This is a genomic window from Ochrobactrum sp. EDr1-4 (genome assembly GCF_049199085.1).
Taxonomy (GTDB): Bacteria; Pseudomonadota; Alphaproteobacteria; order Rhizobiales; family Rhizobiaceae; genus Brucella.
Genome location: NZ_JBLZOF010000001.1, coordinates 1,045,378 through 1,070,784, shown reverse-complemented (window position 1 = coordinate 1,070,784; position 25,407 = coordinate 1,045,378). Strand labels below are relative to the sequence as shown.

The following is a 25,407-nucleotide window of genomic DNA, read 5'->3' as shown; positions in this document are numbered from 1 at the left end:
AGGAACAGAAAAATGAAATTCACGCTTTCCTGGCTCAAGGATCACCTTGAAACTGATGCGACGCTCGACCAGATCGTCGAAAAGCTCACCGATATTGGTCTGGAAGTGGATGGGGTTGATGACCGCGCCGCTTTCAAAGCTTTCAAAATCGCTAAGGTTCTGAATGCTGTTCAGCATCCGGATGCCGACAAGCTGCGCGTTCTGACCGTTGATACGGGCGAGGGCCAGCCGGTTCAGGTCGTTTGCGGTGCGCCGAATGCTCGTACAGGCCTGGTCGGTGTTCTCGGTCGTCCGGGCGACTATGTGCCGGGCCTCGATGTGACGCTTTCGGTTGGCAAAATCCGTGGTGTCGAAAGCTTCGGCATGATGTGTTCCGAGCGCGAGCTGGAACTTTCTGACGAACACAATGGCATTATCGATCTGCCAGAAGATGCGCCTGTTGGCACAAGCTTCGCGGCCTATCTCGGTATTGACGATCCGATTATCGAAATCGGTCTGACGCCAAACCGCGCGGATTGCACCGGCATTCGCGGCATTGCCCGTGATCTGGCAGCCGCTGGTCTTGGCACGCTCAAGAACACTTTGCCGGAAGCGGTGAAGGGCGAAGGCGAGACACCTGTTAAGGTCATTCTTGATCAGGATGCCGAAAACCCGTTCTGCACAGGGTTTGCACTGCGTCTGGTTAAGGGTGTGAAGAACGGCCCAAGCCCAAAATGGATGCAGCAGCGCCTGAAAGATATTGGTCTGCGACCTATCAATGCGCTGGTCGACATCACCAATTATGTGACCTTCGATCAGGGCCGTCCGCTGCATGTTTTTGATGCAGCTAAGGTTAAGGGCAACTTGACTGTGCGTCTCGCCAAGGATGGCGAGACTATCCTTGGCCTTGATGGGCGTGAGCATAAGTTCAAGCCGGGCATGTATGTGATTGCTGATGAAAACGGCCCCGAATCGATTGCCGGTATCATGGGCGGTGAGCATTCAGGCTGCGATGAAAACACTGTGGATGTGCTCATTGAGTCGGCCCTTTGGGATCCACGTATGATCGCACGCACGGGCCGCGAACTCGGTATCGTTACGGATGCACGCTATCGCTTTGAGCGTGGCGTGGATCCTGAAATGATGATTCCGGGTGCGGAAATTGCAACCAAGCTGGTGCTTGAACTTTGTGGCGGTCAGCCAACGGTTCTCGACGTGGTTGGTTACACCACTCCCAGCCAGCGCGTGATTGATTTCCCAGTTTCTGAAGTCAAGCGTTTGACCGGCATTGAGGTTTCCTATGATGCATCGTTCGACATTCTGAAGCGTCTCGGCTTCGGCGTTGAAGGCGACGGCAAGGTCATTAAGGCAACGGTGCCCACATGGCGCAATGACGTGGAAGGCAAGGCTGATCTCGTTGAAGAAGTCATGCGTATTCACGGCATCAATCAGATTGCACCACAGCCGCTGCCGGGTCTTGGCACGGTTAATGGCCGTATTCTGACAACGCTGCAAATTCGCACGCGTCTGGCACGTCGCACACTTGCTTCGCGCGGCATGATGGAAGCTGTGACCTATTCCTTCATTTCCGAAAGCCAAGCCAAAGCTTTTGGTGGCGGCAAGCCGGAACTGAAGCTGGCAAACCCGATTGCAGCCGATATGTCGGATATGCGCCCTTCGCTTCTGCCGGGCCTGTTGACTGCTGCGCAGCGCAATGCAGATCGCGGATTTGGCGATACAGCACTGTTTGAAGTCTCGGGCATCTATGAAGGTGACAAGCCTGAACAGCAGCGTCGCGTAGCGGGTGGTGTCCGTCGTGGCACGGCTGGCGTTGAAGGTTCGGGCCGCTTCTGGTCGGGCAATGCGGCAACTGTCGGCGTATTCGATGCCAAGGCTGATGCGCTGGCCGCACTTGAGGCTGCTGGTGCGCCGGTTGATCGTATCCAGATCGAAGCTGGTGGACCTGAGTGGTTCCATCCGGGCCGTTCGGGCACGCTGAAGCTCGGACCAAAGGTCGTGCTTGGCTATTTTGGTGAGTTCCACCCTGATACGCTCGAAGCGCTTGATGTGTCGGGCGCGCTCTGCGGCTTTGAAGTCTATATTGATGCGATCCCTGAGCCGAAGGCAAAGGCAACCCGCACCAAGCCAGCGCTCAGCCTCTCGCAGTTCCAGAGCCTCAAGCGTGACTACGCATTTGTCGTGGATGCAAATGTGGAAGCTGGCAGCCTTGTGAAGGCAGTCTCTTCTGCCGACAAGAAGCTGATTGCCGGTGTGCAGGTGTTCGACATCTTCACAGGTGCTTCGCTTGGTGAAGGCAAGAAGTCTATTGCGGTTGAAGTGCTGTTGCAGCCACAGGACCGCACTTTGACCGATGAAGATCTCGAAGCTTTGTCAAAGCAGGTGATTGCAAATGTCACCAAACAGACTGGCGGCGTCCTTCGCGGATAACAATAAATGAAAAGAAAACCCCGCTCGTGAGAGCGGGGTTTTTTCTAACCACGCAAACCGATGCAATTACCCCACGGGTCTTTGACCTGACACATGCGCATATTGTCCTGAATATCGAGCGGCCCTCGATAAAGCGTGCCGCCAATGGCGATCAAATGCGCGAGCGATTCATCGAAATCATCGACGTGCCAATAAACAACACTCCCCGCAGCACCCGATGAAACCTTTTCATCTGCCGGAACTATCTCCAGATCAACATCGCCGATTTGCAGATAGCTGAAATCATAGGTTTCGAGATGTTTGAGGACCGCGTGCGGGAAGGCTTTTCGATACCATTCGATTGCTGCCTCTACATCACTGACATGAACGAGAACAGCCGATATTGCGCCGCTCATGCGGGAACAGCTACGCGTGCAGGCATGGCAAGCATCGCCATGTCGATGATTTTCTGCACGGCTTCGCGTGAATTGCCATCGCGGGCTTCAAAAGAAATGCTCTGCTGGATCATATGATAGAACTCGGTCATCTGTGCGATGTCGGTTTGTTCGGGCAGATCGCCTGCCGCAATAGCGCGCTTCAGACGGCGTGAAAGCTGTTCGTGATTGGTGTGACGAACATCCTGCAGAAATGCCTTCACATTGGCGTTTTCCGGTTTGCACTGAATAGAGCTAACACTGATCATGCAGCCGCCAGCAGGACACGCAAAAGCGCTGTCAGCGCTCAATTCAAGCCATTGCCGCATGCCGTCCTGAATGGTTGGCGCTTTTTCAAGTGCATCGAAAGGACCAGCGCCGATTGTGCGGGTATAATAGTCCACGGCTTCGCGAAACGCCTGCTCTTTATTGCCAAAGGCGGCATAAAAGCTTGGCGGCGTAATGCTGATCGCCGATGTAAAATCGTTGATCTGGGCGCATTCATAGCCCTTCGCCCAGAAGACTTTCATGACTTTTTCCAACGCAGTATCGCGGTCGAAACTGCGCGGACGCCCGCGCGGAACCATTTTTCGCCCTTTCTGTAGTCATCCTTATATAATTTGCTTGACGCTCTGGCGCAAGACGATATGAATTATGTAGTATCGACTATATAAATAGGATTCGTCCCATGAACGAAGTGTGTGATTCTGCCATTGCGGCGGAAGGGGTTTCTGCGTCTTCAAGCCAAGCGCGCGAGATTCCACTGGTGGTCTATTGCCTGACATTGGGTATTTTTGCGCTGACCACCTCTGAACTGATGATTTCTGGCATGATGCCAGCGCTTCAGGAGGCTTTCGGGCGCTCGGTTTCCGATATTGGCAATCTGATTTCGGTCTATGCTTTGGGTATGACGATTGGTGGTCCGCTGGTGACGGTGTTGTTTCTGGCACTGAAAATCGAAAATAAGCGCGGGCTGCTGTTGCTTCTGATTCTTTATGCGGTGGGGCAAAGTGTGGCTGCTTCGACCAGCAATTTTCATGTGATGCTGGCGGCGCGTGTTTTCACCGGCATGGCAGCTGCGACCAGTTTCGGCCTGATGCTGGCAATTACTGCGCAGCTCGTTGTGCCTGAACTGCGCGGTCGCGCGTCTTCGCTGGTCTTTGCGGGGCTGATGCTTTGCACGGTTTTAGGTGTGCCGCTTGCAACGCTCATCACCAACAGCTTTGGCTGGCGTGCAGGTTTCTGGGCGATTGTGGTGCTGGTGCTGTTTTGTGCGCTGGTGATTGCGCTCAAGATCGAAGCAAGGCCAAATAATGCCGAAGTAAATCTGCGCTCCGAGCTCAATGAAATGCGCAAGCCAAGGCTTTGGGCCGCTTACGCAACCAGCGCTCTGGTGATTGGTGCCTCGTTCTCAGTCTATAGCTATTTGTCGCCTATTACGGCGCAACTTGCGGGCTTCCCGGAAGCGCAATTGCCATTTTTGCTGGCCATCTATGGTGCAGCCAATATCATCGGCAATTATGTGATTGGTCGTTTCGCTGACCGCCATACGATTGCGACGATCTTTATCGGCATTCTGATCATGCTGGCGGCAATGCTGATCTTTGCGCTGTTTGCTGAACTGAAAATTGCGACGGTGCTGGCAATTGTGCTGATCGGTCTCACAGGTATTGCGCTTAATCCGGCGTTTATTGCCCGTGTGATGCGCATCGCGCATCCCGGCGCGCTGGTCAATGCAATGCATGCTTCGGTTATCAATATCGGCCTTGGCCTTGGACCATGGGCTGGCGGCTTTGCGCTTTCAACAGGCTATAGCCTTCATGCGCCGCTCTGGGTGGGTTTCATCATGACGCTTCTTGGCTTGCTAACCCTTGCACCGCGCGCCTTGCGCCGAATGTAATGATCCACATCACACAAAAAAGCCGGGGTCGATGCCCCGGCTTTTTGATCGAAAGGAAATTAGTCTTTTGCAAAAATTGTCGCGTTCTGCGATGTCGTGACCATAGTGTTGTAGTCACTGACGATCCACTGGAGATCAGAGGCAACATTGCCCTTGCGGGCATCGCCTTTGGTCTTTTCCAGCTTTTCCTGGAAGTCGCGCAGCTTGCCCAGAAGGCTTGCAGGGCGGGATTCAAAAACATGGAACGAGTTTGGATGCTCGGTCGCGTAATCATCCATTTCACGAACGGCAGCAGCATAGCTATCCATAGCTTTGCCAAAGGCTTCCATATCGACAACCGGCTTTTCATTCTCTGGCAGCAGTTCAACAACCGCATTGGCACGCATCATAACATTGCGAACCTGCCAGTTGGCTTTTTTGCCTTCGGCTTTTTCAAGCGCATCAAGTTCTGCCAGATCGATCTTGGCTTTTTCCTCGCCTAACAGTGCATCGACGCGCTTGCGTTCTTTGGTGAATTCCGGCGCATATTCGGCGATCTGTTTGTGAAACTCTTTCGCGCCAGCAAACTTGTCAGACTTATAGTCCTTGCGGTCGTAATATTTGCTCGCCTTTTCAACAACCGGGGCAAGCTTCTGATAGATCGCAATATAGCTCACCATTGCTTCGTCGAGCGCTGGAAGTTTTGGGTCCGCCTTGGTGGCTTCTTCAGCGGCTTCAATTTCGCTGCGCACATCATAGAGCGAATAAAGGCCATAGACATTGCGCTCCTTGCCAGTGGGACCCTTCTTCATGTCGACCCAGCTATCGTAACGGTCGAGCGATTCCGAAGCGCGGATGGTGCGGTTGAGAAGCGAAACATAGGCGTTCATCTTGCCAATCGCAGCGTTTGGGTCAGTCTCATCGGCAGATTGCGCAAAGGCTGTAACTGGTAGGATGACCGCCAGAAGCGTGAAAAGGATCGCACGAGGCGAGAAGCGTTTCATATGTTTTCCCTCATTGAGTACATTCTGAAATTGGTGAACTGACTGCTATGCATTCAGTTCCAGGCCGGAAGCATGTCCCCCTCCGACCGGCTTTTATGATGGGGATGATCGTCGCGACCATGGAAAGCACGATCAGATATTCAGGTCGACGAAACCAGCCAGCAAGAAGAAATTTTCTCGCGATGCCATCAATCAAGATGACGCCATGGATCCCATGTGTGAAGCCAAGCCCCACATAGGAAAAGCAAGCAATAGCAGCGGCGGCGATGGCAATTATGCCAAGCACTCTCGTGATGGTCCCTGTTTGCATAGCAGGCAAAAAGCACGCAGCCGCAAGAATGACAAGCCTTATTAGGAACTTCTACTTAATCAGATGGGTCATTTAAATATTTATGCTTGTTTCAGTCTGTGAATGCGAAAGGCGGGGATGATCCCCGCCCTCGTGTTTAATTCTCTCAGTTTTAAAGTCCGGTCATGGCCAGCGAGGCATCGGTGTATCTTTTGCCCGCAATCTTTTCGAAATCAAAAAGAGTGTTGAGCTGTGCCAGTTCATTGCTGCTCAATGATACATTTGCAGCGCCGGCATTGTCTTCGAGGTGATTGACCTTGCGGGCGCCGGGGATCGGCACGATGAAATCGCCCTGATGCAGAACCCAGGCAAGCGCCAGCTGTGCTGGTGTAACCTGTTTTTGAGCGGCTATATCGACAATGAGATCCACCTGCTTGTTATTGGCTTCAAGGTTACCCGGCTGGAAGCGCGGCAGCGTCTTGCGGAAGTCATCTGCTGCGAGATCGGATTGCGAGCGAACCTTGCCCGTCAACATGCCACGACCCAGCGGGCTGTAAGGCACAAAGCCAATGCCAAGTTCGGCACAGATTTTCAGCACCTCATTTTCAGGATCACGTGCCCAGAGTGAATATTCACTCTGCAGAGCAGCAATCGGATGAATAGTATGAGCACGGCGTAGCGTGTTTGCGCCCGCTTCTGAAAGACCAATGGTGCGGATTTTTCCCTCGTCAATCAGGTCTTTCATTGTGCCGATGACATCTTCGATTGGTACATTCGGATCAACACGATGCTGATAGAACAGATCGATCGTTTCAATGCCAAGGCGCTGCAAAGAAGCCTCTGCCACGGCGCGGATGTTTTCTGGGCGGCTATCCACGCCCACGGGCGTGCCGTCTGCGATTTTAAAGCCAAATTTTGTAGCAATCGTGACTTTATCGCGGATCGGCTTCAGCGCCTTGCCGAGCAGCTTTTCGTTTTCATAGGGGCCGTAGACTTCGGCTGTATCGAAAAATGTGATGCCAAGATCAAAAGCACGGTGCAATGTGGCAATGGCATCCTGTTCGTCCTGTCCGCCATAGGCATAGCTCATGCCCATGCAGCCGAGGCCGATTGCGGAGACAGTCAGGTCCTGGCCAAGCTTGCGCGTTTTCATAGATATTCCTTTCGGGACGAGTTTTGAAATCTGGGAGCGCGGTTCTCTGAAAGCACAGAGCGTCCGGCGAGACTGAAACTACTCCTCGATCCGGCGTTCGATAATACTGATTTATTTTCACGGGCTATTCTATATTTTAGAACAATGAATCGAAATCAGCTTTCCCAATTGGCCGTTTTGGCAGCCGTCGCAGCCCAAGGCAGTTTTCGCGGCGCAGCGCGTGAATTGTCGATTGCGCCATCCGCAGTCAGCCATGCAGTCTCAACTCTTGAAGAAAGCCTTGGTATCAGGCTGCTATCACGCACTACGCGCAGCGTTGCGCCCACGGATGCTGGACGACAATTGCTGGAGCGGCTCGCTCCGGCGCTTGAGGAAATTCATCAGGCGCTGGGTGCTGCAATCGAGGCGCGCGAACGCCCAGCGGGCATACTGCGCATTACGATGCCGCATATTGCAGCGCAGTTTGTCATTGCGCCGCGGCTTCATGCTTTCGCCGAAGCCTATCCCGACATTACGCTTGATCTGACAATAGAAAGTGCGCTCACAGATATTGTTGCAGAAGGTTTTGACGCTGGCATGCGGCTTGGTGAAAGTCTTGAGGCTGATATGATCTGCGCCCGGCTGACAGGTGACCTGCGCGCTGCGATTGTGGGAGCGCCGTCCTATTTTGAAACGAAAGCCATCCCCGAACATCCGCATGACCTGATGCGGCATCGGTGTGTACGGCAACGCTTTTCCAGCGGACAGATTTACAATTGGGAGTTTGAAAAAGGCGGCAAAGAGATAGAGGTGGCAATCAAAGGGCCGCTTATTCTCAATGATGACAGACTGATTCTTGATACCGTTCTAAATGGTACCGGCCTTGCCTATCTGTTTGAAGATCACGTTCGCGACGCGCTCGCGGATGGACGGCTGGTCAGAGTGCTTGAAGACTGGTGCCAGCCATTTGCAGGGCTGTTCCTTTATTATCCAAGCCGCCGCCAGATGAGACCTGCTCTGCGTGCATTTATCGATTTCTTTCGCGGGTCTTACGACATGCAACATCGTTTTTTGGGGGCTTGAGGTATCTCGCGACTAAGAAACTTATTTGACCGCTTTGGTGGCGAGACATTTTTTTGTTTCGTATTTGGCACCAATCATGGCATCGATAGCCGCAATTATGGGATCATGGCGCTTTGCGCATACTGAAACTGGGCTTGAAAGAAGGAAATCGCATGTTTCGTTGGGGTATTCTTTCCACCGCCAAGATTGGCGTAACACAGGTTATTCCGGCACTTTGTGCTTCGGACAATGGTATTGTTCATGCCATTGCCAGTCGTGATCATGCGCGTGCGCGTGCTGTTGCAGATCGATTTGGTGCACCACTGGCCTTTGGTTCCTATGAGGAATTGCTGGCAAGCGACGAAGTGGATGGCGTTTATATCCCGCTGCCGACTTCACAACATATTGAATGGACGCTGAAAGCAGCTCAGGCCGGTAAGCATGTGCTTTGCGAAAAGCCGATAGCGCTTAAAGCCGATGATATTGATCAGTTGATTGCCGCGCGCGACAAGCATAAGGTCACAATAGCTGAAGCCTTTATGGTCTTTTACCACCCGCAATGGATCAAGTTGCGTTTTCTTCTGGAAGAAGGTGCGATTGGAACGCTGCGCCACGTGCAGGGTGCATTCAGCTATTTCAACAATGATCCAACCAATATGCGCAACCAGCCGGAGCTTGGCGGTGGCGTGCTGCCGGACATTGGTGTTTACCCGACTGTTGTTACGCGTATGGTGACTGGCAAGGAGCCATTATCAGTTCAAGCTACGGTCGAATATGATCCGAAATTCGGCACCGATCGCTATGCCAATGTCTCGGCGCGATTCGACGGTTTCGACATGAGCTTCTATGTCGCCACCCAGCTTGCCGGTCGTCAGACGATGGTTTTCCATGGCGACAAGGGATTTATCGAAGTTCACGCACCTTTTAACACCGGCAAATATGGTCATGGCCGTATTACGCTCTATAATGCGGGACATACGGAGGCGACAGAATGGTCATTCTCCGATACAGACCACTATAAGCTTCAGGCGGAAAACTTCGTGCGCGCCACGAAGGGCGAAGGCGTGATGCTGTTTTCTCTGGAAAACTCAAAAGCCAATCAGAAATTTATCGATGCGATTTATCGCGCTGGTAAAAGCGACGGCTTCGTGAGTGTTTAAAGCATGTCGCGGAAAAGTGGGAACCGTCTCCGCGGGGCAATCAGTTCACTGGACTGATTGCTGATCCCGCTTCGATCCGATAACGACATGCGAGATACAAAAATACAGAGCGAGTACTGCGGTTGCGATTAAAATGCGGCACGCTCTGAGAGCTGGAAAGTTTAACAGGCAGGAATCTTTCACTGTGATGCGTCTTGTGACTTGCAGTGAAAAACTGCCTTTCTTATATACGCCTCGCACAGGGCTTTGATAAAAGGCCGGGTGGCTTGAAAAACGCTTCCCGACTTCACACCTTGAAGCAGGCATTGTGAAACCGATAGGAACCGCTCATGAAACGCTCGGTAGAGGTTTTTGCGGTTTGCTGAATGGAGAGAAATATGGCTAAAGTTATTGGTATCGATCTGGGAACGACCAACTCCTGCGTAGCCGTCATGGACGGAAAAACCGCGAAGGTCATTGAAAATGCTGAAGGTGCGCGTACGACACCTTCGATCATCGCTTTCAGCGATGGTGACGAACGTCTCGCTGGCCAGCCTGCGAAGCGTCAGGCTGTCACCAACCCTGAAGGCACTCTGTTTGCCGTAAAGCGCCTGATTGGCCGCCGCTTTGATGACCCAATGGTCACCAAGGACAAGGACCTTGTGCCTTACAGCATCGTCAAGGGCGACAATGGCGACGCATGGGTAGAAACGCACGGCAAGAAATATTCGCCATCGCAGGTTTCTGCGATGATCCTTCAGAAGATGAAGGAAACTGCTGAATCTTACCTCGGCGAAACTGTGACGCAGGCCGTTATTACGGTTCCGGCATACTTCAACGATGCTCAGCGTCAGGCAACCAAGGATGCCGGCAAGATCGCTGGTCTTGAAGTTCTGCGCATCATCAACGAACCAACTGCTGCAGCCCTTGCTTATGGTCTCGACAAGAGCGAAGGCAAGACGATTGCTGTTTACGATCTTGGTGGCGGTACGTTCGACGTTTCCGTTCTCGAAATCGGTGACGGCGTGTTTGAAGTTAAGTCGACCAATGGTGACACGTTCCTCGGCGGTGAAGACTTCGACATGCGTCTGGTTGAATATCTGGTTGCCGAGTTCAAGAAGGAACAGGGCATCGATCTGAAGAAAGACAAGCTTGCTCTGCAGCGCCTCAAGGAAGCTGCTGAAAAGGCAAAGATCGAGCTTTCGTCCGCTCAGCAGACCGAAATCAACCTGCCGTTCATCACAGCTGACCAGTCTGGTCCTAAGCACCTTGCTATCAAGCTTTCGCGCTCGAAGTTCGAAAGTCTGGTTGACGATCTCGTGCAGCGCACGGTCGAGCCATGCAAGGCAGCGCTTAAGGATGCAGGCCTCAAGGCTGGCGATATCGATGAAGTTGTTCTGGTTGGCGGTATGACCCGTATGCCGAAGATTCAGGAAGTCGTTAAGGCTTTCTTCGGCAAGGAACCACACAAGGGCGTGAACCCGGACGAAGTTGTTGCTATGGGCGCAGCAATTCAGGGCGGCGTGTTGGCTGGCGACGTCAAGGACGTTCTGCTGCTCGACGTTACCCCGCTTTCGCTCGGTATTGAAACGCTTGGTGGCGTGTTCACACGTCTGATCGAACGCAACACCACGATCCCGACCAAGAAGTCGCAGACCTTCTCGACCGCTGAAGACAATCAGTCGGCTGTGACGATCCGCGTGTTCCAGGGCGAGCGTGAAATGGCTGCCGACAACAAGATTCTCGGCCAGTTCGATCTCGTTGGTATTCCACCAGCACCACGCGGCGTACCGCAGGTTGAAGTGACTTTTGACATCGACGCCAACGGCCTGGTTAACGTGTCTGCAAAAGACAAGGGCACAGGCAAGGAACACCAGATCCGCATTCAGGCATCGGGTGGTCTTTCGGACGCCGACATCGAAAAGATGGTCAAGGACGCGGAAGCAAATGCTGAAGCCGACAAGCAGCGCCGTGACGCGGTTGAAGCCAAGAACCAGGGCGAAAGCCTCCTTCATTCGTCTGAAAAGTCGCTGAAGGAATATGGTGACAAGGTTTCTGCTGAAGACAAGCTGGCCATCGAAGGCGCGATTGCAGCTCTTCGTACCTCGCTTGAAGGCGAAGATGCTGAAGACATCAAGGCGAAGACGCAGGTTCTTGCCGAAGCTTCGATGAAGCTTGGTCAGGCCATGTATGAAGCAGCGCAGGCTGCTGAAGAAAATGGTGCTGCCGGTGGCGAACAGGCTTCTTCCAACGACGATGTTGTCGATGCCGATTACGAAGAAATCGACGACGACAAGAAAAAGTCGTAAGCCTAGTCTGTAAACGCTCAAGCCCGGGTCACTCCCGGGCTTTTGCGGCCTTTCGGGACGGTTGCACCGGACGGGTAAACCAAGACTATTCCAGCAGGCACAACAATGTCTGCACGAAATGGGACCGTGGAGCCGCAAACATTGCATGCGCTCCTGCCGTCGGGATAACGAACGATGAAGATCGATTATTACGAAGCTCTCGGTGTGGAGCGTACTGCAGACGATAAGGTGCTTAAAACCGCCTTTCGCAAGCTTGCTATGGAATATCATCCGGATCGCAATCCGAATAATCCGGAAGCTGAAGTCAAATTCAAGGAAATCGGCGAAGCTTATGAGACGCTGAAAGACCCGCAGAAGCGCGCAGCCTATGACCGTTTTGGTCATGCAGCCTTTGAAAATGGCGGCATGGGTGGCGGTGGTTTCGGCGGCGGCGGCTTTGGTGGCGCGGGCGGTTTCTCCGATATTTTCGAAGATATTTTTGGCGAGATGATGGGTGGCGGCGGTCGCCGTCGTTCGAATGGCGGACGCGAACGCGGCGCCGATCTTCGCTACAATATGGAAGTCAGCCTTGAGGAAGCCTTTTCCGGCAAGGCAGCACAAATTCGTGTGCCGACCTCTATCACCTGTGATGAATGTTCAGGTTCTGGCGCAAAAGCCGGTTCGCAGCCAACGACTTGTACGACGTGCGGCGGCGCTGGTCGTGTACGCGCAGCGCAGGGTTTCTTCTCCGTTGAGCGCGCTTGCCCGACCTGTAATGGCCGCGGCCAGATCATCAAGGATCCTTGCGGCAAGTGTCACGGTCAGGGCCGTGTGACACAGGAGCGTTCGCTTTCGGTCAATATTCCGGCTGGTATCGAAGACGGCACCCGTATTCGCCTGTCTGGTGAAGGCGAGGCCGGAACGCGTGGCGGACCTTCGGGCGATCTCTACATCTTCCTGTCGGTCAAACCGCATGAGTTCTTCCAGCGTGATGGGGCTGATCTCTATTGCAAAGTGCCGATCTCGATGACGACGGCGGCACTGGGTGGCGAGTTTGAAGTTTCCACGCTTGATAGTACCCAGACCCGCGTAAAAGTGCCGGAAGGCACGCAGAACGCCAAGCAGTTCCGCTTGAAGGGTAAGGGCATGCCGGTTCTGCGCCAGCAAGCGATGGGTGATCTTTATATCCAAATCGATATTGAGACACCACAAAGCCTTTCCAAACGCCAGCGCGAGTTGCTTGAGGAATTTGAACAACTCTCGTCGAAGGAGAACAGTCCGAAATCGGCTGGTTTCTTTTCCCGGATGAAAGAGTTTTTTGAGGGTATTGGTGAGTGATAAAAAGGGGGCCGTTTGGCTCCCTTTTTTTATTCTGTCCTTAATGTTGCCTTGCGCAGCTCGTTCAATACGTCATAAACTTGTCTGATAACGACAATGGGAGCAGTGAGAATGGCAGGACAACTCGGCAGGAAACTGGCCGCTAAGTTCGATGAGGAAATCCGTTTTTTCAAAGGCTGGATCGACGGACCGAAAGCGGTTGGCGCGATATTGCCGACAAGTTCGATTACGGCGCGCCGTATGGCGAGCGTCATTGATACAAAATCTGGCCTGCCCGTTCTGGAGCTCGGACCGGGCACAGGTGTTATTACCAAAGCCATTCTTGCGCATGGCGTGAAGCCATCCGATCTTTATTCAATCGAATATTCTCCCGCTTTTGTTAAACATCTCGAAAATGCCTATCCCGATGTGAATATCATCGAGGGCGACGTGTTTGATCTTGATACTGCACTTGGCACTATGAGAGATCAGCAGTTCGATAGCATCGTTTCAGCGGTACCTATGCTGAATTTCCCAATGCCAAGTCGTATTCAGCTGATGGATGATCTTCTCTCGCGAATTCCGCGTGGTCGTCCGCTGATTCAGATAACCTATGGCCCACGCCCTCCGGTGCCTGCTGGTAAAGGCAATTATACTGTGCAGCATTATGATTTTGTCGTGCGCAATGTTCCGCCTGCACAGCTTTGGGTCTATCGCCGCCCGATCACCTGATATTTGGAGTAACAATGACTGCACGAATTCTCGTTTTCGCGGGTTCTGTCCGCACGGGTGCATTTTCGGCCCATATGGCGGATGCAGCTGAAAAAGAACTCACGCAACAGGATGCTAAAGTCACACGCATAACGCTTGCCGATTATCCGCTTCCCATCATGAATGAAGATTTGGAAGCCGAAGAGGGTATTCCTGAAAACGCTATGAAGCTTGGCCGTCTGATGGCTGAGCATGACGGGCTGATGATCTGTTCGCCCGAATATAACGCATCGATCCCGCCGCTTCTGAAAAACACGATTGACTGGGTCAGCCGGATTTCAAAAGATGGCGATAAGCCATTCAAGCCTTATGCGGGTTTGACGGTCGGGCTTTGTTCAACTTCCAACGGCGCTTTTGCCGGTATGCGCGGGCTTTATCACCTGCGCGCCGTTCTGATGAATTGCGGTACGCAGATTGTGACGGAGCAATGCTCTGTGAGTGCCGCCGCCGATGCTTTCAACGAGGATGGCACGCTTAAAAACGAACGTCAGGCAAAAATGCTAAGCAACGTTTGCAAAAGCCTGATTGCGCATTCGGCCAAATAGACACGTTGTTTGATTGATATTCAATAATTTCAGGGCGCGGTATCTTTCGTACCGCGCCCTGTTGTGCGAAGAGAGCTAAACTCATCACGGAGAGATTTATGACGACGACAGATGTGCGCGATAAGCTGATCGTGGGCCTCGACGTGCCAAGCGTTGCTGAAGCGGAAAAGGTGGTCGAAGAACTGGGCGATGCTGCCACTTTCTACAAGATTGGCTATCAGCTGGTATTCGCTGGCGGTCTCGATTTCGCAAAGAGCCTGATTGCGGCGAAGAAAAAAGTCTTTCTCGACATGAAGCTTCTCGACATCGACAACACCATCGCCAAGGGCGTCGAAAATGTTGCTAAGATGGGCGTTTCGATGCTCACGCTGCATGCTTATCCAAAGGCCATGCGCTCGGCTGTTCAGGCCGCGCAAGGCTCTGATCTCTGCCTGCTTGGCGTGACGGTGCTGACCTCGATGGATGATGCTGATCTCAAAGAAGCAGGCTATTCCGATACGCCGGAAGCGCTGGTGCTCAAACGTGCGCAGCAGGCACGTGATGCCGGTATGGGCGGGATTGTCGCTTCCGCCGCCGAAGCTTTTGCCATTCGTCAGGCCATTGGTCCCGATATGGCGGTTGTCACCCCCGGCATTCGTCCGGCAGGAGCCGAAAAGGGCGACCAGAAGCGCGTGATGACACCAGCAGATGCGCTGAAAGCCGGTGCGAGCCATCTCGTCGTTGCGCGACCAATTGTCGGCGCGAGTAATCGCAGGGCTGCAGCTCTTGCCATTCTCGAAGAAATGCGCTCGGTTGCATAATCATTTTTCGAGGAGGACAACATGACCAAAGCCTATTGGATCGCCCGCGTGGATGCCCGTGATACGGAGCGCTACAAGGATTATGTATCCACCGCTAAGCCCGCTTTTGAGCGCTATGGGGCGAAGTTCATCGCCCGCGGCGGTAAAGCCGAAGCTGTTGAGGGACCGGGCCGCGCCCGCAATGTCATCATCGAATTTGAAACCATGCAGCATGCGCTGGATTGCTACAATTCGCCGGAATATCAGGCGGCGAAAGCCATCCGCCAGACGGTGGCGGACGGCGAAATCGTGATTGTCGAAGGATTTTAAACTTACAATCGAACCGGCGGGTCGTGACGACCGCTGACCGACAGATCCAGCAACACGACTTTGCCCGCATGTGGATCAGCATTGCGGGCATTTTCATTCATAGCTTCATGCGCGCTGGTGACGATCAGCACAGAGGCGTCTGCACCGATAAAGGCGGGGCAGGTCGGCTGTGTCACAGGTAGTTTGATCGAGCGGATCAACCGCCCTTGCGGTGAATAGGCATTTAGCGCGCTGCCGCCCCAACAAGCATTCCACAAGGTTCCCTCAGCATCCACGACAGAGCCATCAACGCCACCCTCTTCCACATGATGATGAAACACGCTTTTTTCCGATGTAGGCAGCCCGGTTTCGGGATCGGTATCGACCCGCCAGATGATGTTGCGGTCGGTATCCGCAAAATAGGCGATTTTACCATCCGGCGAAAAGCAGATCGAATTGGTGATCGTAATGCCAGAGAAAAGCTTTTTCACTTGTCCCTCGCGATACCACCAGATCGATCCCGCATCCTTCTCGGCCTTCTTACCCATGGTGCCGATCCAGAATGAACCGGATGGATGCACACGCGCATCATTGGAACGGGTGACATTATTGTCGGCTTCTAACGGATGATGCAGCGTGAGGCGTCCGTTAGTGCGTTCGCGTACAAACAGGCCGTGCTCGCTCACGATCAGTTGCCGTTCGCGATCAATAACTGCGAGCGCGCTGGCTTTCATGCCAAGATCATGCGCACGAATTTCACCGCTGTCGTCTCGCTCAATCAGCCGCTGGCCGAGAATATCAAACCACCAGCACTGACCGGTCAGCGGATCATAGCCCGGACCTTCGCCCAGTTCAGCAATATGGTCGGCAAATAGAGTTGTCTTGACTGCGCTCACCTGTTCCTCCCGGGTCATGCTGGTTCAACATAATCAAGCAGGCCGATACGATCCAGCTACAAATATTTGTGTTAGCAGAAAGGACTATGTTGCGGTCAAATTCCGTTTTAAGTTCGCGCAACTAAGAATCGCGAGGAAATCATGTCGCTAAAAGTTGCGGTCCAGATGGACCATATCAGCACCGTCAATATCAAAGGTGACACCACCTTCGCTCTGTCGCTTGAAGCACAAAAGCGTGGCCATGAGCTGTATCATTATACAACGGATCGCCTGTCGATGCGCGATGGTGTTGTTTCAGCGCGGCTTGAAACGCTGGAAGTGCGCGATATTGAGGGCGATCATTTCACCCTTGGCGCGCCTGAGCGTCGCAACATGCTGGATATGGACGTGGTGCTGCTGCGTCAGGACCCGCCTTTCGACATGAATTACATCACCAATACGCATCTTCTGGAGCGTATTCATCCAAAGACGCTGGTGGTCAATGATCCGGCATGGGTGCGTAACAGCCCGGAAAAGATTTTCGTCACCGAGTTTCCTGATTTGATGCCGGAAACGCTCATCACCAAAGACCCGCAGGAAGTGATGGAATTCCGCCGCGAGTTTGGCGACATCATTCTGAAGCCGCTTTACGGCAATGGCGGTGCGGGTGTGTTCCATCTGGCCGATGGTGACCGTAACCTGACCTCGCTTCTGGAAATGTTCGGCCAGCTTTTCAAAGAGCCATTTATTGCCCAGCGTTATCTCAAAGATGTGCGTTCTGGCGACAAGCGCATCATTCTGATCGATGGTGAGCCGGTGGGTGCGATCAACCGCGTGCCTTCGGAAAGCGATGCGCGTTCCAACATGCATGTTGGTGGCCGTGCCGAGAAGACGCTGCTGACCGCACGTGAACGCGAAATCTGCGAACGGATTGGACCATCGCTGAAGGAACGTGGCTTTATCCTCGTTGGTATCGACGTGATCGGCGATTACATGACCGAAATCAATGTAACCTCGCCAACCGGCATCCGCGAGATCGAACGCTTTGACGGTACTAACATTGCTGCCCTGTTCTGGGATGTGGTGGAAGCCAAGCGCAAGTAACACGTGCTTCCTTACAGAGAAAACTTATAGGGCCGGTCTGAAACAATCAGATCGGCCCTTTGTCTTGATTGAACCCCAACTTGATTGAACTCAATGAAAATGCTTAAATCCTATGGTTGTATTTAAGCATTTTCTCACGTTTGAGATGTGCTGCGTGTTATGCGGGGGCATATGGTAGCGCGGGTGGGGACGGTTGCCTTTCAGGGCATAGAGGCGGTGCCTGTCGATGTGCAGGTGATGGTGGCACCGGGTAAAATGGGCATGTCGATTGTCGGCCTGCCCGATAAGGCTGTTGCCGAAAGTCGGGAGCGGGTGCAGGCAGCGCTACATGCTTCCGGGCTTTCCATGCCGACCAAGCGTGTGACAATCAATCTGGCACCAGCCGATTTGCCAAAAGAAGGCTCACATTACGATTTGCCGATTGCTGTGGGGCTTATGGCTGCGATTGGCGCTATCCCGGCGGATGCAATTCAATCCTATATGGTGCTTGGTGAATTATCGCTCGACGGCACGATCACTGCCGTCGCGGGTGTCCTGCCTGCTGCAATCAGTGCGAACCGTGAAGATAAGGGGCTGATATGCCCTTATGCCTGCGGCTCGGAGGCTGCATGGGCGGGCGCGGACATTGATATTCTCGCGCCGCGCAGCCTAATCGCGCTGGCCAATCATTTCAAAGGCACGCAGGTTCTGACGCCGCCAGAGCCGTCTATGCGGGTTTCAAGTGAAGTGCAGCCTGACTTGGCTGACATTAAAGGACAGGAAACAGCAAAACGCGCGCTGGAGATTGCAGCAGCCGGCAATCACAATCTGTTGCTGGTCGGACCGCCCGGATCAGGCAAATCCATGCTGGCGCAGCGTTTGCCGTCAATCCTGCCAAAACTCAGCCCACGCGAACTTCTCGATGTTTCGATGATCGCATCAATCGCGGGCGAACTGTCTGGCGGAAAATTGTCGGATCGCAGACCGTTTCGAGCGCCGCATCATTCTGCCTCTATGGCGGCAATGGTCGGTGGTGGCCTGCGGGCACGGCCGGGCGAGGTGTCGCTCGCACATAATGGCGTATTGTTTCTCGATGAGTTTCCCGAATTCTCGCCACAGGTGCTCGATTCGCTTCGGCAACCTTTGGAAACGGGCGAATGCATGATTGCTCGCGTCAATCATCGCACCAGCTACCCGGCACGCTTTCAGCTGATTGCTGCAATGAATCCATGCCGCTGTGGCATGGCAGGAGAACCGGGGCACACATGCGCGCGCGGCCCGCGCTGCCAGAGTGATTATCAGGCGCGGATTTCCGGCCCTTTGCTGGATCGTATTGATCTGCGCGTTGATATGCCCGCGGTTTCCGCGATGGACCTCATTCAGCCTTCACAGTCTGAACACAGCGAAAGTGTTGCCAAGCGCGTGGCGCGGGCGCGCGCAATACAAAGCGCACGCTATACGGCGCTTGGGCTTGATGCATCGATGACCAATGCACATTGCTCGGCAAATCTGATTGAAGATGTGGCAAAGCCGGATGCGGCAGGCGTCAAATTACTGCGCGATGCCAGCGAGCAGATGCGTTTTTCTGCGCGCGCTTATCATCGTATTCTGAAAGTTGCACGCACGCTCGCTGATCTCGATGGTGTTGATCAGCTCAGCCGTATCCATCTGGCTGGTGCGATTTCGTATCGGATGGGTGCGGAAAGGCTGATCGCCTCTGCCTGAACTTACTTAACTGCGCCAACCAGCAGGTTGTCCGGGCTTTCGATGGTGACCCAGCGGCCCGTATTGTTGGCAGCCTGACGCTTAAGATAGGTGTATTCGGTTTCGTCCCAGCGCAGAACTTCATCGGTCAGATTGTCGAGAACGAAATCGCCGCGATCTGTGCGAACGGTCAGAACTGCATGGCCTTCACCGTCTGGCTTACGAACAACGGTGATCAGAAGGTCGGTCATTGGAATGCCAGCCTTGGCTAGTTCGCGCTGCTTAAGAAGAACATAATCTTCACAATCGCCAACAGTGGTTGGGTAAGCCCAATATTCCTCAACGCCGTAGATTTCCATGTCGGTCATCGGCTTGATACGTTCATTGGCCGAAAGATTGACGGTCTGAATGAGCTGCCAGTTGTTGTTGTTGAGCGAGAGGGCGCGTGTATCACGGCTTACGATGTTGCATTCAGCAGCTTCACGCTTGCAGAATTCGTAGTGGCCAATTGGCTGTGAGGTGAGTTTGCCGGTCTGCATATAAGCGCCGGTTCCAGCCTGTGCACTGAAGCTCACAACGAGAGCAGCAATGCCGATGCTTGCAGCAGCGATAATCTTCATGCCTGAGCGAACTACACACAACATACTCAACGCCCTTTTCACAGCCCGCACAGGGCATTTATTAACGAAAAGTTAAAGTATGAAATGTGGCCTGAGTCAATTCGATCTGCCGCTAGAGCGCCCTACTTCTTAATTAATGGTTAACACGGGTATTTCTATATTAACACACCTTATGCGTGTATATAGGCGCGCAAAAAACCGCCATGGAAGCCCATAGCGGTTTCAAAACATGCTATTCGTTACTGGTTCAGAGCGGCGTGAAGCACACATTTGTGTGGCCGGCACTGATAAAGCCGAGGCGCTGCGCAGCACCCTTGGAAAGATCAAGCACACGTCCCTTGATGAACGGTCCGCGATCATTGATGCGCACGACAAGCGACTTGCCATTGCGCTGGTTGGTGACTTTAACCTTGCTGCCAAGAGGCAGTGTCTTATGGGCGGCTGTTAAGCCCGCAGGGTTCATGCGTTCGCCCGATGCCGTGCGGGACGTGAGTGCATACCATGAAGCACCACCACAGCGCGCGGCCTGAGCTTCCATTGCGGTGATCGAGAACAGACCGGTTGTCGCAACGGCGAGCATAGCCATACGGATTTTGAAGTTCATCGTGATTCCAATAGTCGTTTCGAAGAGCCTTCACAGTCATGACTGGTAAAGACCGGTGCCAATTGGAATCTAAATGTGGCGACGACGTGATGTTATTGAGAGTATAATGAGATGATTGAATCGCTTATTTAAGCGGAATATCATCCTATACTCTGCGTTGTTTATTTAAACTTCCAAGAAAAAATCAGGAATATTTTGAATTGAATCGCATTGTTTCTAAGAATCTATTTAAGATTCACTGGGATTCAACGCAGGACCGCGCCGATCCATGTTTTTAAGCGTGGTTCTCAAGAAGAGCTGCTTACGGGCGGGCGATTGTTTAGCCGGGACAATACAATCTTTATTTGTATCGCTAGTGTTTACCCCGGACTCACAAGATGACAAAATCCGGCCTTTTTTGGTCAAAATACAACTTATTCGTGTTTCTTGGTCGGTAAAGTTTGGAGTCTTTTCTGTAACTTTTGTTGAAATCCCGCGTGATGACGTAGTTTTGTCCACGCGCCCTCTGCACGCTAAAGCCAGAATCCTGCTATAAGCGCCCATCTTCAGAATGGATTATCATGCAGGACGATACGCAAAAGGACGATACGGAAACGCCGCTACCGCCAATCTCGGCGGGAAAGCGCATTCTTTATCTGTGCCTTGGCTTTCTTATGGTAGCGCTGGGTATCATCGGCGCCATTCTGCCGGTCATGCCAACGACGATCTTTATTATTCTCGCTGCATGGTTCTTCGCCCGCTCCTCGCCGAAGTTTGAAGCGCGTCTACTTGCCGATCCACGCTTTGGTCCGATGATTATCAAATGGCGTGAGCGCGGAGCCATTCCTCCAAGAGCCAAACTCTATGCCTGTCTCGGCATGACTTTCGGCTATGGTATGTTCTGGTGGGGAGCCCAGCCAGGACCTTTGCTGGCTATCAGTGTTACAATTTTTATGGCTGGCTCGGCCATATATGTTCTCACGCGTCCCAGTGAGTGATGCATGCTGAGTGATTCATAATATTAGGCATTTTGCATGTGAGCGCACAAAACTGCCTGCATCATGTAATGACACAGAGCTGTAACACTACTGTCATATGACTGTTATATAGAGCGCGTAGATGGCTGCTGACGCTTTCACGTCATGTGTCTTTTACAACAGGGACTGGTACTCATGAACAAGATGATTTCCTCGACCGCAGCGCTTGCAATAGCAGCAGTATTGTCGGTTTCAGCTGCAAACGCACGCGAACAGATTCAGGTTTCCGGTTCCTCGACCGTTCTGCCTTACGCTAAGATCGTTGCCGAAACTTTTGGCGAAACCTATCCGAACTTCAAAACACCGGTTATCGAATCGGGCGGTTCGGGCGCAGGCATTAAAGAATTCTGTAAGGGCGTTGGCGAAAACACCATCGACATCGCAAACGCATCGCGCGCTATGAAGGACACAGAACTCAAGTCCTGCATCGACGCTGGCGTTAAGGACGTTCAGGAAGTTCGTTTCGGTTATGACGGCATCGTCTTCGCAACCGATGCAAAGGGTCCGGATTGGAAGCTCGCTCCAGTTGACCTTTACAAGGCACTTGCCGCTAAGGTTATTGTTGACGGCAAGCTCGTAGACAATCCAAACACTAAGTGGAATCAGGTCAATGCCGACCTGCCAGATTGGGACATTGCTGCTTACATCCCTGGCGAAAAGCACGGCACCCGTGAAGTTTTCGAAGAAAAGCTTATGGCTGATGGTTGTAAGGAATCGGGCGCTCTTGCTGAAATCAAGAAGACCGGCCTCGACGACAAGGCTTCGGCTGCTGCGTGTATCGCTGTTCGTAAAGACGGCAAGGCTGTCGACATCGACGGCGATTACAGCGAAACGCTGGCTCGCATCGACTCGAACAAGCAGGGCGTTGGCGTTTTCGGCCTCTACTTCTTCGAAAACAATGCTGACAAGCTCAAGGTTGCAACTGTTAACGGCGTAACGCCATCGGCAGAAACCGTTGCTTCGGGCGAATATCCAGTTTCGCGCCCACTGTTCTTCTACGTGAAGAAGGCTCACCTTGGCGTCATTCCAGGCCTCAAGGAATATGTAGACTTCTTCCTGTCGGAACAGATGGTTGGCCCAGACGCTCCGCTTGCTGAATACGGTCTGGTTCCTGCACCAGATGCAGAACGTGAAGCACAGCGCACTTCGTTCACCGAAGGCAAGGTTCTGGCTGTTAAGTAAGCTTTGAACTGTGGAACGTGGGGATCATTGGTCCTCACGTTCTTTCTCTTTAGCGCCTTTTCAGTATGACAGGCGCATTCGCGTGGAAGTGGTTCGGCTGCATATTTTGCGTCAACACGCTGCTTCCGCTTTTTTTGGGGCAACCGGGGAAATTGAATGTCCTTCTTTCTGGTTCTCGTCAGTGTCGTTGCAATCGGACTGATCGGATTCTTCATAGGCCGACAGCGCGCCGTTGCAATTGACAAAGCGCAGCCTGTAACCAACGGCGTCAGCGCAGAGAAAATGCATTCCCGCCCGCTTTATCATGGCTGGTGGGTTTTCCTCGTTTCCGCATTGCCCGCAATTCTGTTTCTCGCGGTCTGGGCGGTCGGCACATCTGTTTATCTCGATCATACGGCGACAGCGCGTATGCCTGCGGCCGTTGAAGATGGCACTTATTCCGAGCGCAGCTTGCAGCTTGGTATGATCCGCAGTCTGTCAGATGGCTTGCAAAAGCTCACACCTGCAGAGATCGACAGCCTACCGCAGACTTACACGCAAGCGCGTGATGTTCTTGGCTCAAAGGGCGTAGCACTTGCGACTGAAGGTCAGGACTATATGGTCCCGGTTGCAATCTTCCTCGATAAAGCCAGCAAGATTTCGCATACCGTTGGCAGCGCGATTGCGCTGGTTATCGCGATTGCAGGTCTGATTTTCGGACTATCCGGCATTCGCCGCCGCACACGCGCTCGCAACAATGTTGAGCGCATCGTTCTCTGGGGGTTGATCGCTGCGTCCGGCATCGCAATTCTCACAACCATCGGCATCGTGTTCTCTGTTCTGTTCCAGACAGTGAGCTTCTTCCAATCGATTGCTCCGATGGACTTCTTTTTCGGTACCGTTTGGGACCCACGCTTTGCTGCAGCCGGTTCGGGTGGTGAAGTTGGTCAGTTCGGTCTGATCCCGCTTCTGGCCGGTACACTCTACATCGCGTTTGTCGCCATGTTGTTTGCGGTGCCTGTCGGCCTGTTCTCGGCAATCTACATGGCCGAATATGCGTCGCCGCGCGTACGCACCGTCGTTAAGCCGGTGCTTGAACTTCTGGCCGGTATCCCGACCATTGTTTACGGCTTCTTCGCACTGATAACGGTTGGACCGTTCCTGCGTGATCTCTCGATGGCAATCGCTGGTGGTCAGGGCTTCATCATGGCGCAGAGCGTGCTGACTGCCGGTCTCGTCATGGGCGTGATGTTGATCCCGTTTGTGTCGTCGCTATCCGATGACATTATCACGGCGGTTCCTGGATCGCTGCGTGATGGCTCGTTGGGCCTTGGCGCAACGCGTTCGGAAACAATCAAGCGTGTTGTTCTGCCAGCTGCACTTCCGGGCATTGTCGGCGCACTTCTGATGACAGCTTCCCGTGCGATCGGTGAAACCATGATCGTGGTGCTTGCAGCCGGTGTTGCCGCTCGTCTTTCTGCCAATCCGTTTGAAGCGATGACGACGATTACTGTCAAAATCGTCAGTCAGCTGACAGGCGATCTTGAATTTGACTCGCCACAGACACTTGTTGCTTTTGCGCTGGGTCTTACGCTTTTCGTCCTGACGCTGATCATGAACATCTTTGCGCTCTACATCGTTCGCAAGTACCGGGAGCAGTACGAATAATGACCGATTCAACATTGAATGCCGGCACTGCTGTGGCAAAGCCAGAGCGCCGTGATATCGGGATCAAGCGTCGCTACGCTGCTGAACGTCGCTTCCGTCTCTATGGCGTCGTTGCCATTGCGATCGGTGTGTTCTTCCTTTGCGCACTTTTGTTCTCGGTCTTCTCCAAAGGCTATACGGCTTTCGGACAGACAACGATCTATTTGCCAGTCAAACTTGAAGCGAGCGTCATCGATCCGGGCAACAAGCTTGCGACCGATCCAAATGTGCTGATCACTGCCAACTATCCGCTTCTGGTGCGCAATGCTCTGGCTGAAAAGCTCGGTGTTGCAACCACGGATCGCGCAGAAATGCGTGAAGTTGGACGTTTCTTCTCGGATGGTGTGCGTGTTCAGCTTCGCCAGATGGTGATGGATAATCCGTCGCTGATTGGTACGACGCAGACGGTTCCTGTTCTCGCTGCTGCTGATATTGATTCTGCCTATAAGGGCCAGATCGATTTTGCAGTCCCGGAAGCAAACCGCAAGGTTTCCGATCGCCAGTTTGAGTGGATCAAAACACTGACCAATGAAGGCATCATGAGCGAGGCCTTCAACTGGGGCTTGTTCACCAATGGCGCTTCCAGCCGTCCTGAAACTTCGGGTCTCGGTGTTGCACTGGTCGGTTCGTTCTACATGATGATGATCGTGCTGGTTCTCGCACTGCCTATCGGTGTGGCCGCTTCGATCTATCTTGAAGAATATGCCAAGAAGAACCGCCTCACGGATATTATCGAAGTCAACATCAACAATCTTGCTGCTGTTCCGTCGATTGTGTTTGGTCTGCTTGGTCTTGCTGTCTTCATCAACTTCTTCAACCTGCCGCGTTCAGCTTCGCTTGTCGGTGGTTTGGTTCTGACGCTGATGACGCTTCCGACCATCATCATCGCGACACGTTCGGCACTTCGCGCAGTTCCACCGTCGATCCGTGCGGCAGCGCTGGGACTTGGTGCATCGAAAACACAGATGGTTTTCCATCATGTGTTGCCGCTAGCAGCACCGGGCATTCTGACCGGAACGATTATCGGCCTTGCGCAGGCGCTTGGTGAAACTGCACCGCTGCTTCTGATTGGTATGGTGGCCTTCGTTGCCAATATGCCTGCAACCCCGATGGACCCTGCAACGGCTTTGCCAGTGCAGATCTTTATGTGGGCCAATGAAGCCGAACGTGCCTTTGTGGAACGGACATCAGGCGCTATTATCGTCCTGCTCCTGTTCCTAGCCGTCATGAACATCTTAGCAATTATTCTGCGCCGCCGCTTTGAGCGCCGCTGGTAAACGGGA

The 25,407-nt window shown here is 53.1% G+C and carries 23 protein-coding genes; 16 read left to right on the top strand and 7 right to left on the bottom strand.

Annotated elements, in window-relative coordinates; translation table 11 throughout:
* The first annotated feature begins 12 nt into the window (after nt 1-12).
* Complete coding sequence (gene pheT / locus ACOZHT_RS05265) at nt 13-2,427, top strand: phenylalanine--tRNA ligase subunit beta (protein ID WP_339509136.1); 2,415 nt, start codon at nt 13-15, stop codon at nt 2,425-2,427.
* Nucleotides 2,428-2,471: 44 nt separating this feature from the next.
* Here pheT and ACOZHT_RS05260 read toward each other — a convergent pair whose 3' ends face one another.
* Nucleotides 2,472-2,822, bottom strand: a complete 351-nt coding sequence (locus tag ACOZHT_RS05260; RefSeq protein ID WP_339509137.1) for a VOC family protein — start codon at nt 2,820-2,822, stop codon at nt 2,472-2,474.
* The gene (locus ACOZHT_RS05255) at nt 2,819-3,427 is read right to left on the bottom strand and encodes a TetR/AcrR family transcriptional regulator (RefSeq protein ID WP_339509138.1); all 609 of its coding nucleotides are present in this window, start codon (nt 3,425-3,427) and stop codon (nt 2,819-2,821) included. Before ACOZHT_RS05255 ends, ACOZHT_RS05260 begins: the two co-directional genes overlap by 4 nt.
* 101 nt (nt 3,428-3,528) lie before the next feature.
* Here ACOZHT_RS05255 and ACOZHT_RS05250 point away from each other — a divergent pair, with 101 nt between their 5' ends.
* Complete coding sequence (locus tag ACOZHT_RS05250) at nt 3,529-4,740, top strand: MFS transporter (RefSeq protein ID WP_339509139.1); 1,212 nt, start codon at nt 3,529-3,531, stop codon at nt 4,738-4,740.
* Between the two features lie 59 nt (nt 4,741-4,799).
* Here the strand turns inward: ACOZHT_RS05250 and ACOZHT_RS05245 are convergent, their stop codons facing one another.
* Both ACOZHT_RS05245 and ACOZHT_RS05240 read right to left on the bottom strand, forming a co-directional pair.
* Nucleotides 4,800-5,723 (bottom strand): YiiG family protein, encoded by a 924-nt coding sequence (locus tag ACOZHT_RS05245; protein WP_339509140.1) that lies wholly within the window; start codon nt 5,721-5,723, stop codon nt 4,800-4,802.
* Nucleotides 5,724-6,184: 461 nt separating this feature from the next.
* Complete coding sequence (locus ACOZHT_RS05240) at nt 6,185-7,165, bottom strand: aldo/keto reductase (protein ID WP_339509141.1); 981 nt, start codon at nt 7,163-7,165, stop codon at nt 6,185-6,187.
* Between the two features lie 144 nt (nt 7,166-7,309).
* On the opposite strand from ACOZHT_RS05240, the gene ACOZHT_RS05235 reads away from it, so the two are divergent.
* The 8 genes from ACOZHT_RS05235 to ACOZHT_RS05200 all read left to right on the top strand — a co-directional run bounded on the left by ACOZHT_RS05235 (nt 7,310) and on the right by ACOZHT_RS05200 (nt 15,375).
* Entirely contained in the window at nt 7,310-8,227 is a 918-nt protein-coding gene (locus ACOZHT_RS05235; protein WP_339509142.1) for a LysR family transcriptional regulator, read from the top strand.
* Nucleotides 8,228-8,379: 152 nt separating this feature from the next.
* Nucleotides 8,380-9,366 carry a Gfo/Idh/MocA family oxidoreductase gene (locus ACOZHT_RS05230; RefSeq protein ID WP_339509143.1) on the top strand — a complete coding sequence of 329 codons (987 nt, stop codon included), beginning with the start codon at nt 8,380-8,382 and terminating at the stop codon, nt 9,364-9,366.
* Between the two features lie 377 nt (nt 9,367-9,743).
* Nucleotides 9,744-11,654 carry a molecular chaperone DnaK gene (dnaK, locus tag ACOZHT_RS05225; protein WP_339509144.1) on the top strand — a complete coding sequence of 637 codons (1,911 nt, stop codon included), beginning with the start codon at nt 9,744-9,746 and terminating at the stop codon, nt 11,652-11,654.
* Nucleotides 11,655-11,828: 174 nt separating this feature from the next.
* Nucleotides 11,829-12,971 (top strand): molecular chaperone DnaJ, encoded by a 1,143-nt coding sequence (dnaJ, locus tag ACOZHT_RS05220; protein ID WP_339509145.1) that lies wholly within the window; start codon nt 11,829-11,831, stop codon nt 12,969-12,971.
* A gap of 111 nt (nt 12,972-13,082) precedes the next feature.
* On the top strand, nt 13,083-13,682 hold the full coding sequence (gene pmtA, locus ACOZHT_RS05215) for a phospholipid N-methyltransferase PmtA (RefSeq protein WP_339509146.1): 600 nt from the start codon (nt 13,083-13,085) through the stop codon (nt 13,680-13,682).
* 14 nt (nt 13,683-13,696) lie between these two features.
* Complete coding sequence (locus ACOZHT_RS05210) at nt 13,697-14,266, top strand: NAD(P)H-dependent oxidoreductase (protein WP_339509147.1); 570 nt, start codon at nt 13,697-13,699, stop codon at nt 14,264-14,266.
* A gap of 98 nt (nt 14,267-14,364) precedes the next feature.
* Nucleotides 14,365-15,066, top strand: a complete 702-nt coding sequence (pyrF, locus tag ACOZHT_RS05205; protein ID WP_339509148.1) for an orotidine-5'-phosphate decarboxylase — start codon at nt 14,365-14,367, stop codon at nt 15,064-15,066.
* A 21-nt stretch (nt 15,067-15,087) separates the two neighbouring features.
* Complete coding sequence (locus ACOZHT_RS05200; protein ID WP_339509149.1) at nt 15,088-15,375, top strand: DUF1330 domain-containing protein; 288 nt, start codon at nt 15,088-15,090, stop codon at nt 15,373-15,375.
* A 2-nt stretch (nt 15,376-15,377) separates the two neighbouring features.
* Here the strand turns inward: ACOZHT_RS05200 and ACOZHT_RS05195 are convergent, their stop codons facing one another.
* Nucleotides 15,378-16,250 carry an SMP-30/gluconolactonase/LRE family protein gene (locus ACOZHT_RS05195; protein ID WP_339509150.1) on the bottom strand — a complete coding sequence of 291 codons (873 nt, stop codon included), beginning with the start codon at nt 16,248-16,250 and terminating at the stop codon, nt 15,378-15,380.
* A gap of 141 nt (nt 16,251-16,391) precedes the next feature.
* Between ACOZHT_RS05195 and gshB the strand changes: the two genes are divergently transcribed.
* Together gshB and ACOZHT_RS05185 are read left to right on the top strand one after the other, a co-directional pair.
* Nucleotides 16,392-17,333: a glutathione synthase gene (gene gshB / locus ACOZHT_RS05190; RefSeq protein ID WP_421565357.1), complete on the top strand. Its 942-nt coding sequence runs from the start codon at nt 16,392-16,394 to the stop codon at nt 17,331-17,333.
* 171 nt (nt 17,334-17,504) lie between these two features.
* Complete coding sequence (locus ACOZHT_RS05185; protein ID WP_421565356.1) at nt 17,505-19,037, top strand: YifB family Mg chelatase-like AAA ATPase; 1,533 nt, start codon at nt 17,505-17,507, stop codon at nt 19,035-19,037.
* A 2-nt stretch (nt 19,038-19,039) separates the two neighbouring features.
* Here ACOZHT_RS05185 and ACOZHT_RS05180 read toward each other — a convergent pair whose 3' ends face one another.
* Entirely contained in the window at nt 19,040-19,660 is a 621-nt protein-coding gene (locus ACOZHT_RS05180; RefSeq protein ID WP_250039380.1) for a transglutaminase-like cysteine peptidase, read from the bottom strand.
* A gap of 223 nt (nt 19,661-19,883) precedes the next feature.
* Nucleotides 19,884-20,240, bottom strand: coding sequence for a septal ring lytic transglycosylase RlpA family protein (locus ACOZHT_RS05175; RefSeq protein ID WP_339509152.1), 357 nt, complete (start codon nt 20,238-20,240; stop codon nt 19,884-19,886).
* A gap of 560 nt (nt 20,241-20,800) precedes the next feature.
* On the opposite strand from ACOZHT_RS05175, the gene ACOZHT_RS05170 reads away from it, so the two are divergent.
* The 4 genes from ACOZHT_RS05170 (at nt 20,801) to pstA (ending at nt 25,401) form a co-directional block, all read left to right on the top strand.
* A complete protein-coding gene (locus tag ACOZHT_RS05170; RefSeq protein WP_339509153.1) occupies nt 20,801-21,217 on the top strand; it encodes a YbaN family protein in 417 nt (138 codons plus the stop codon).
* Between the two features lie 174 nt (nt 21,218-21,391).
* On the top strand, nt 21,392-22,438 hold the full coding sequence (locus ACOZHT_RS05165; protein WP_339509154.1) for a PstS family phosphate ABC transporter substrate-binding protein: 1,047 nt from the start codon (nt 21,392-21,394) through the stop codon (nt 22,436-22,438).
* A gap of 156 nt (nt 22,439-22,594) precedes the next feature.
* The gene (gene pstC, locus ACOZHT_RS05160; RefSeq protein WP_339509155.1) at nt 22,595-24,085 is read left to right on the top strand and encodes a phosphate ABC transporter permease subunit PstC; all 1,491 of its coding nucleotides are present in this window, start codon (nt 22,595-22,597) and stop codon (nt 24,083-24,085) included.
* Nucleotides 24,085-25,401 (top strand): phosphate ABC transporter permease PstA, encoded by a 1,317-nt coding sequence (pstA, locus tag ACOZHT_RS05155; protein ID WP_339509156.1) that lies wholly within the window; start codon nt 24,085-24,087, stop codon nt 25,399-25,401. Before pstC ends, pstA begins: the two co-directional genes overlap by 1 nt.
* Nucleotides 25,402-25,407 lie beyond the last annotated feature (6 nt).

Bases quoted from the DNA above. Each gene is read 5' to 3' on its own strand.
- pheT (WP_339509136.1), top strand. From the start codon at position 13: ATGAAATTCACGCTTTCCTGGCTCAAGGATCACCTTGAAACTGATGCG.
- ACOZHT_RS05260 (WP_339509137.1), bottom strand. From the start codon at position 2,822: ATGAGCGGCGCAATATCGGCTGTTCTCGTTCATGTCAGTGATGTAGAG.
- ACOZHT_RS05255 (WP_339509138.1), bottom strand. From the start codon at position 3,427: ATGGTTCCGCGCGGGCGTCCGCGCAGTTTCGACCGCGATACTGCGTTG.
- ACOZHT_RS05250 (WP_339509139.1), top strand. From the start codon at position 3,529: ATGAACGAAGTGTGTGATTCTGCCATTGCGGCGGAAGGGGTTTCTGCG.
- ACOZHT_RS05245 (WP_339509140.1), bottom strand. From the start codon at position 5,723: ATGAAACGCTTCTCGCCTCGTGCGATCCTTTTCACGCTTCTGGCGGTC.
- ACOZHT_RS05240 (WP_339509141.1), bottom strand. From the start codon at position 7,165: ATGAAAACGCGCAAGCTTGGCCAGGACCTGACTGTCTCCGCAATCGGC.
- ACOZHT_RS05235 (WP_339509142.1), top strand. From the start codon at position 7,310: ATGAATCGAAATCAGCTTTCCCAATTGGCCGTTTTGGCAGCCGTCGCA.
- ACOZHT_RS05230 (WP_339509143.1), top strand. From the start codon at position 8,380: ATGTTTCGTTGGGGTATTCTTTCCACCGCCAAGATTGGCGTAACACAG.
- dnaK (WP_339509144.1), top strand. From the start codon at position 9,744: ATGGCTAAAGTTATTGGTATCGATCTGGGAACGACCAACTCCTGCGTA.
- dnaJ (WP_339509145.1), top strand. From the start codon at position 11,829: ATGAAGATCGATTATTACGAAGCTCTCGGTGTGGAGCGTACTGCAGAC.
- pmtA (WP_339509146.1), top strand. From the start codon at position 13,083: ATGGCAGGACAACTCGGCAGGAAACTGGCCGCTAAGTTCGATGAGGAA.
- ACOZHT_RS05210 (WP_339509147.1), top strand. From the start codon at position 13,697: ATGACTGCACGAATTCTCGTTTTCGCGGGTTCTGTCCGCACGGGTGCA.
- pyrF (WP_339509148.1), top strand. From the start codon at position 14,365: ATGACGACGACAGATGTGCGCGATAAGCTGATCGTGGGCCTCGACGTG.
- ACOZHT_RS05200 (WP_339509149.1), top strand. From the start codon at position 15,088: ATGACCAAAGCCTATTGGATCGCCCGCGTGGATGCCCGTGATACGGAG.
- gshB (WP_421565357.1), top strand. From the start codon at position 16,392: ATGTCGCTAAAAGTTGCGGTCCAGATGGACCATATCAGCACCGTCAAT.
- ACOZHT_RS05185 (WP_421565356.1), top strand. From the start codon at position 17,505: ATGGTAGCGCGGGTGGGGACGGTTGCCTTTCAGGGCATAGAGGCGGTG.
- ACOZHT_RS05180 (WP_250039380.1), bottom strand. From the start codon at position 19,660: ATGTTGTGTGTAGTTCGCTCAGGCATGAAGATTATCGCTGCTGCAAGC.
- ACOZHT_RS05175 (WP_339509152.1), bottom strand. From the start codon at position 20,240: ATGAACTTCAAAATCCGTATGGCTATGCTCGCCGTTGCGACAACCGGT.
- ACOZHT_RS05170 (WP_339509153.1), top strand. From the start codon at position 20,801: ATGCAGGACGATACGCAAAAGGACGATACGGAAACGCCGCTACCGCCA.
- ACOZHT_RS05165 (WP_339509154.1), top strand. From the start codon at position 21,392: ATGAACAAGATGATTTCCTCGACCGCAGCGCTTGCAATAGCAGCAGTA.
- pstC (WP_339509155.1), top strand. From the start codon at position 22,595: ATGTCCTTCTTTCTGGTTCTCGTCAGTGTCGTTGCAATCGGACTGATC.
- pstA (WP_339509156.1), top strand. From the start codon at position 24,085: ATGACCGATTCAACATTGAATGCCGGCACTGCTGTGGCAAAGCCAGAG.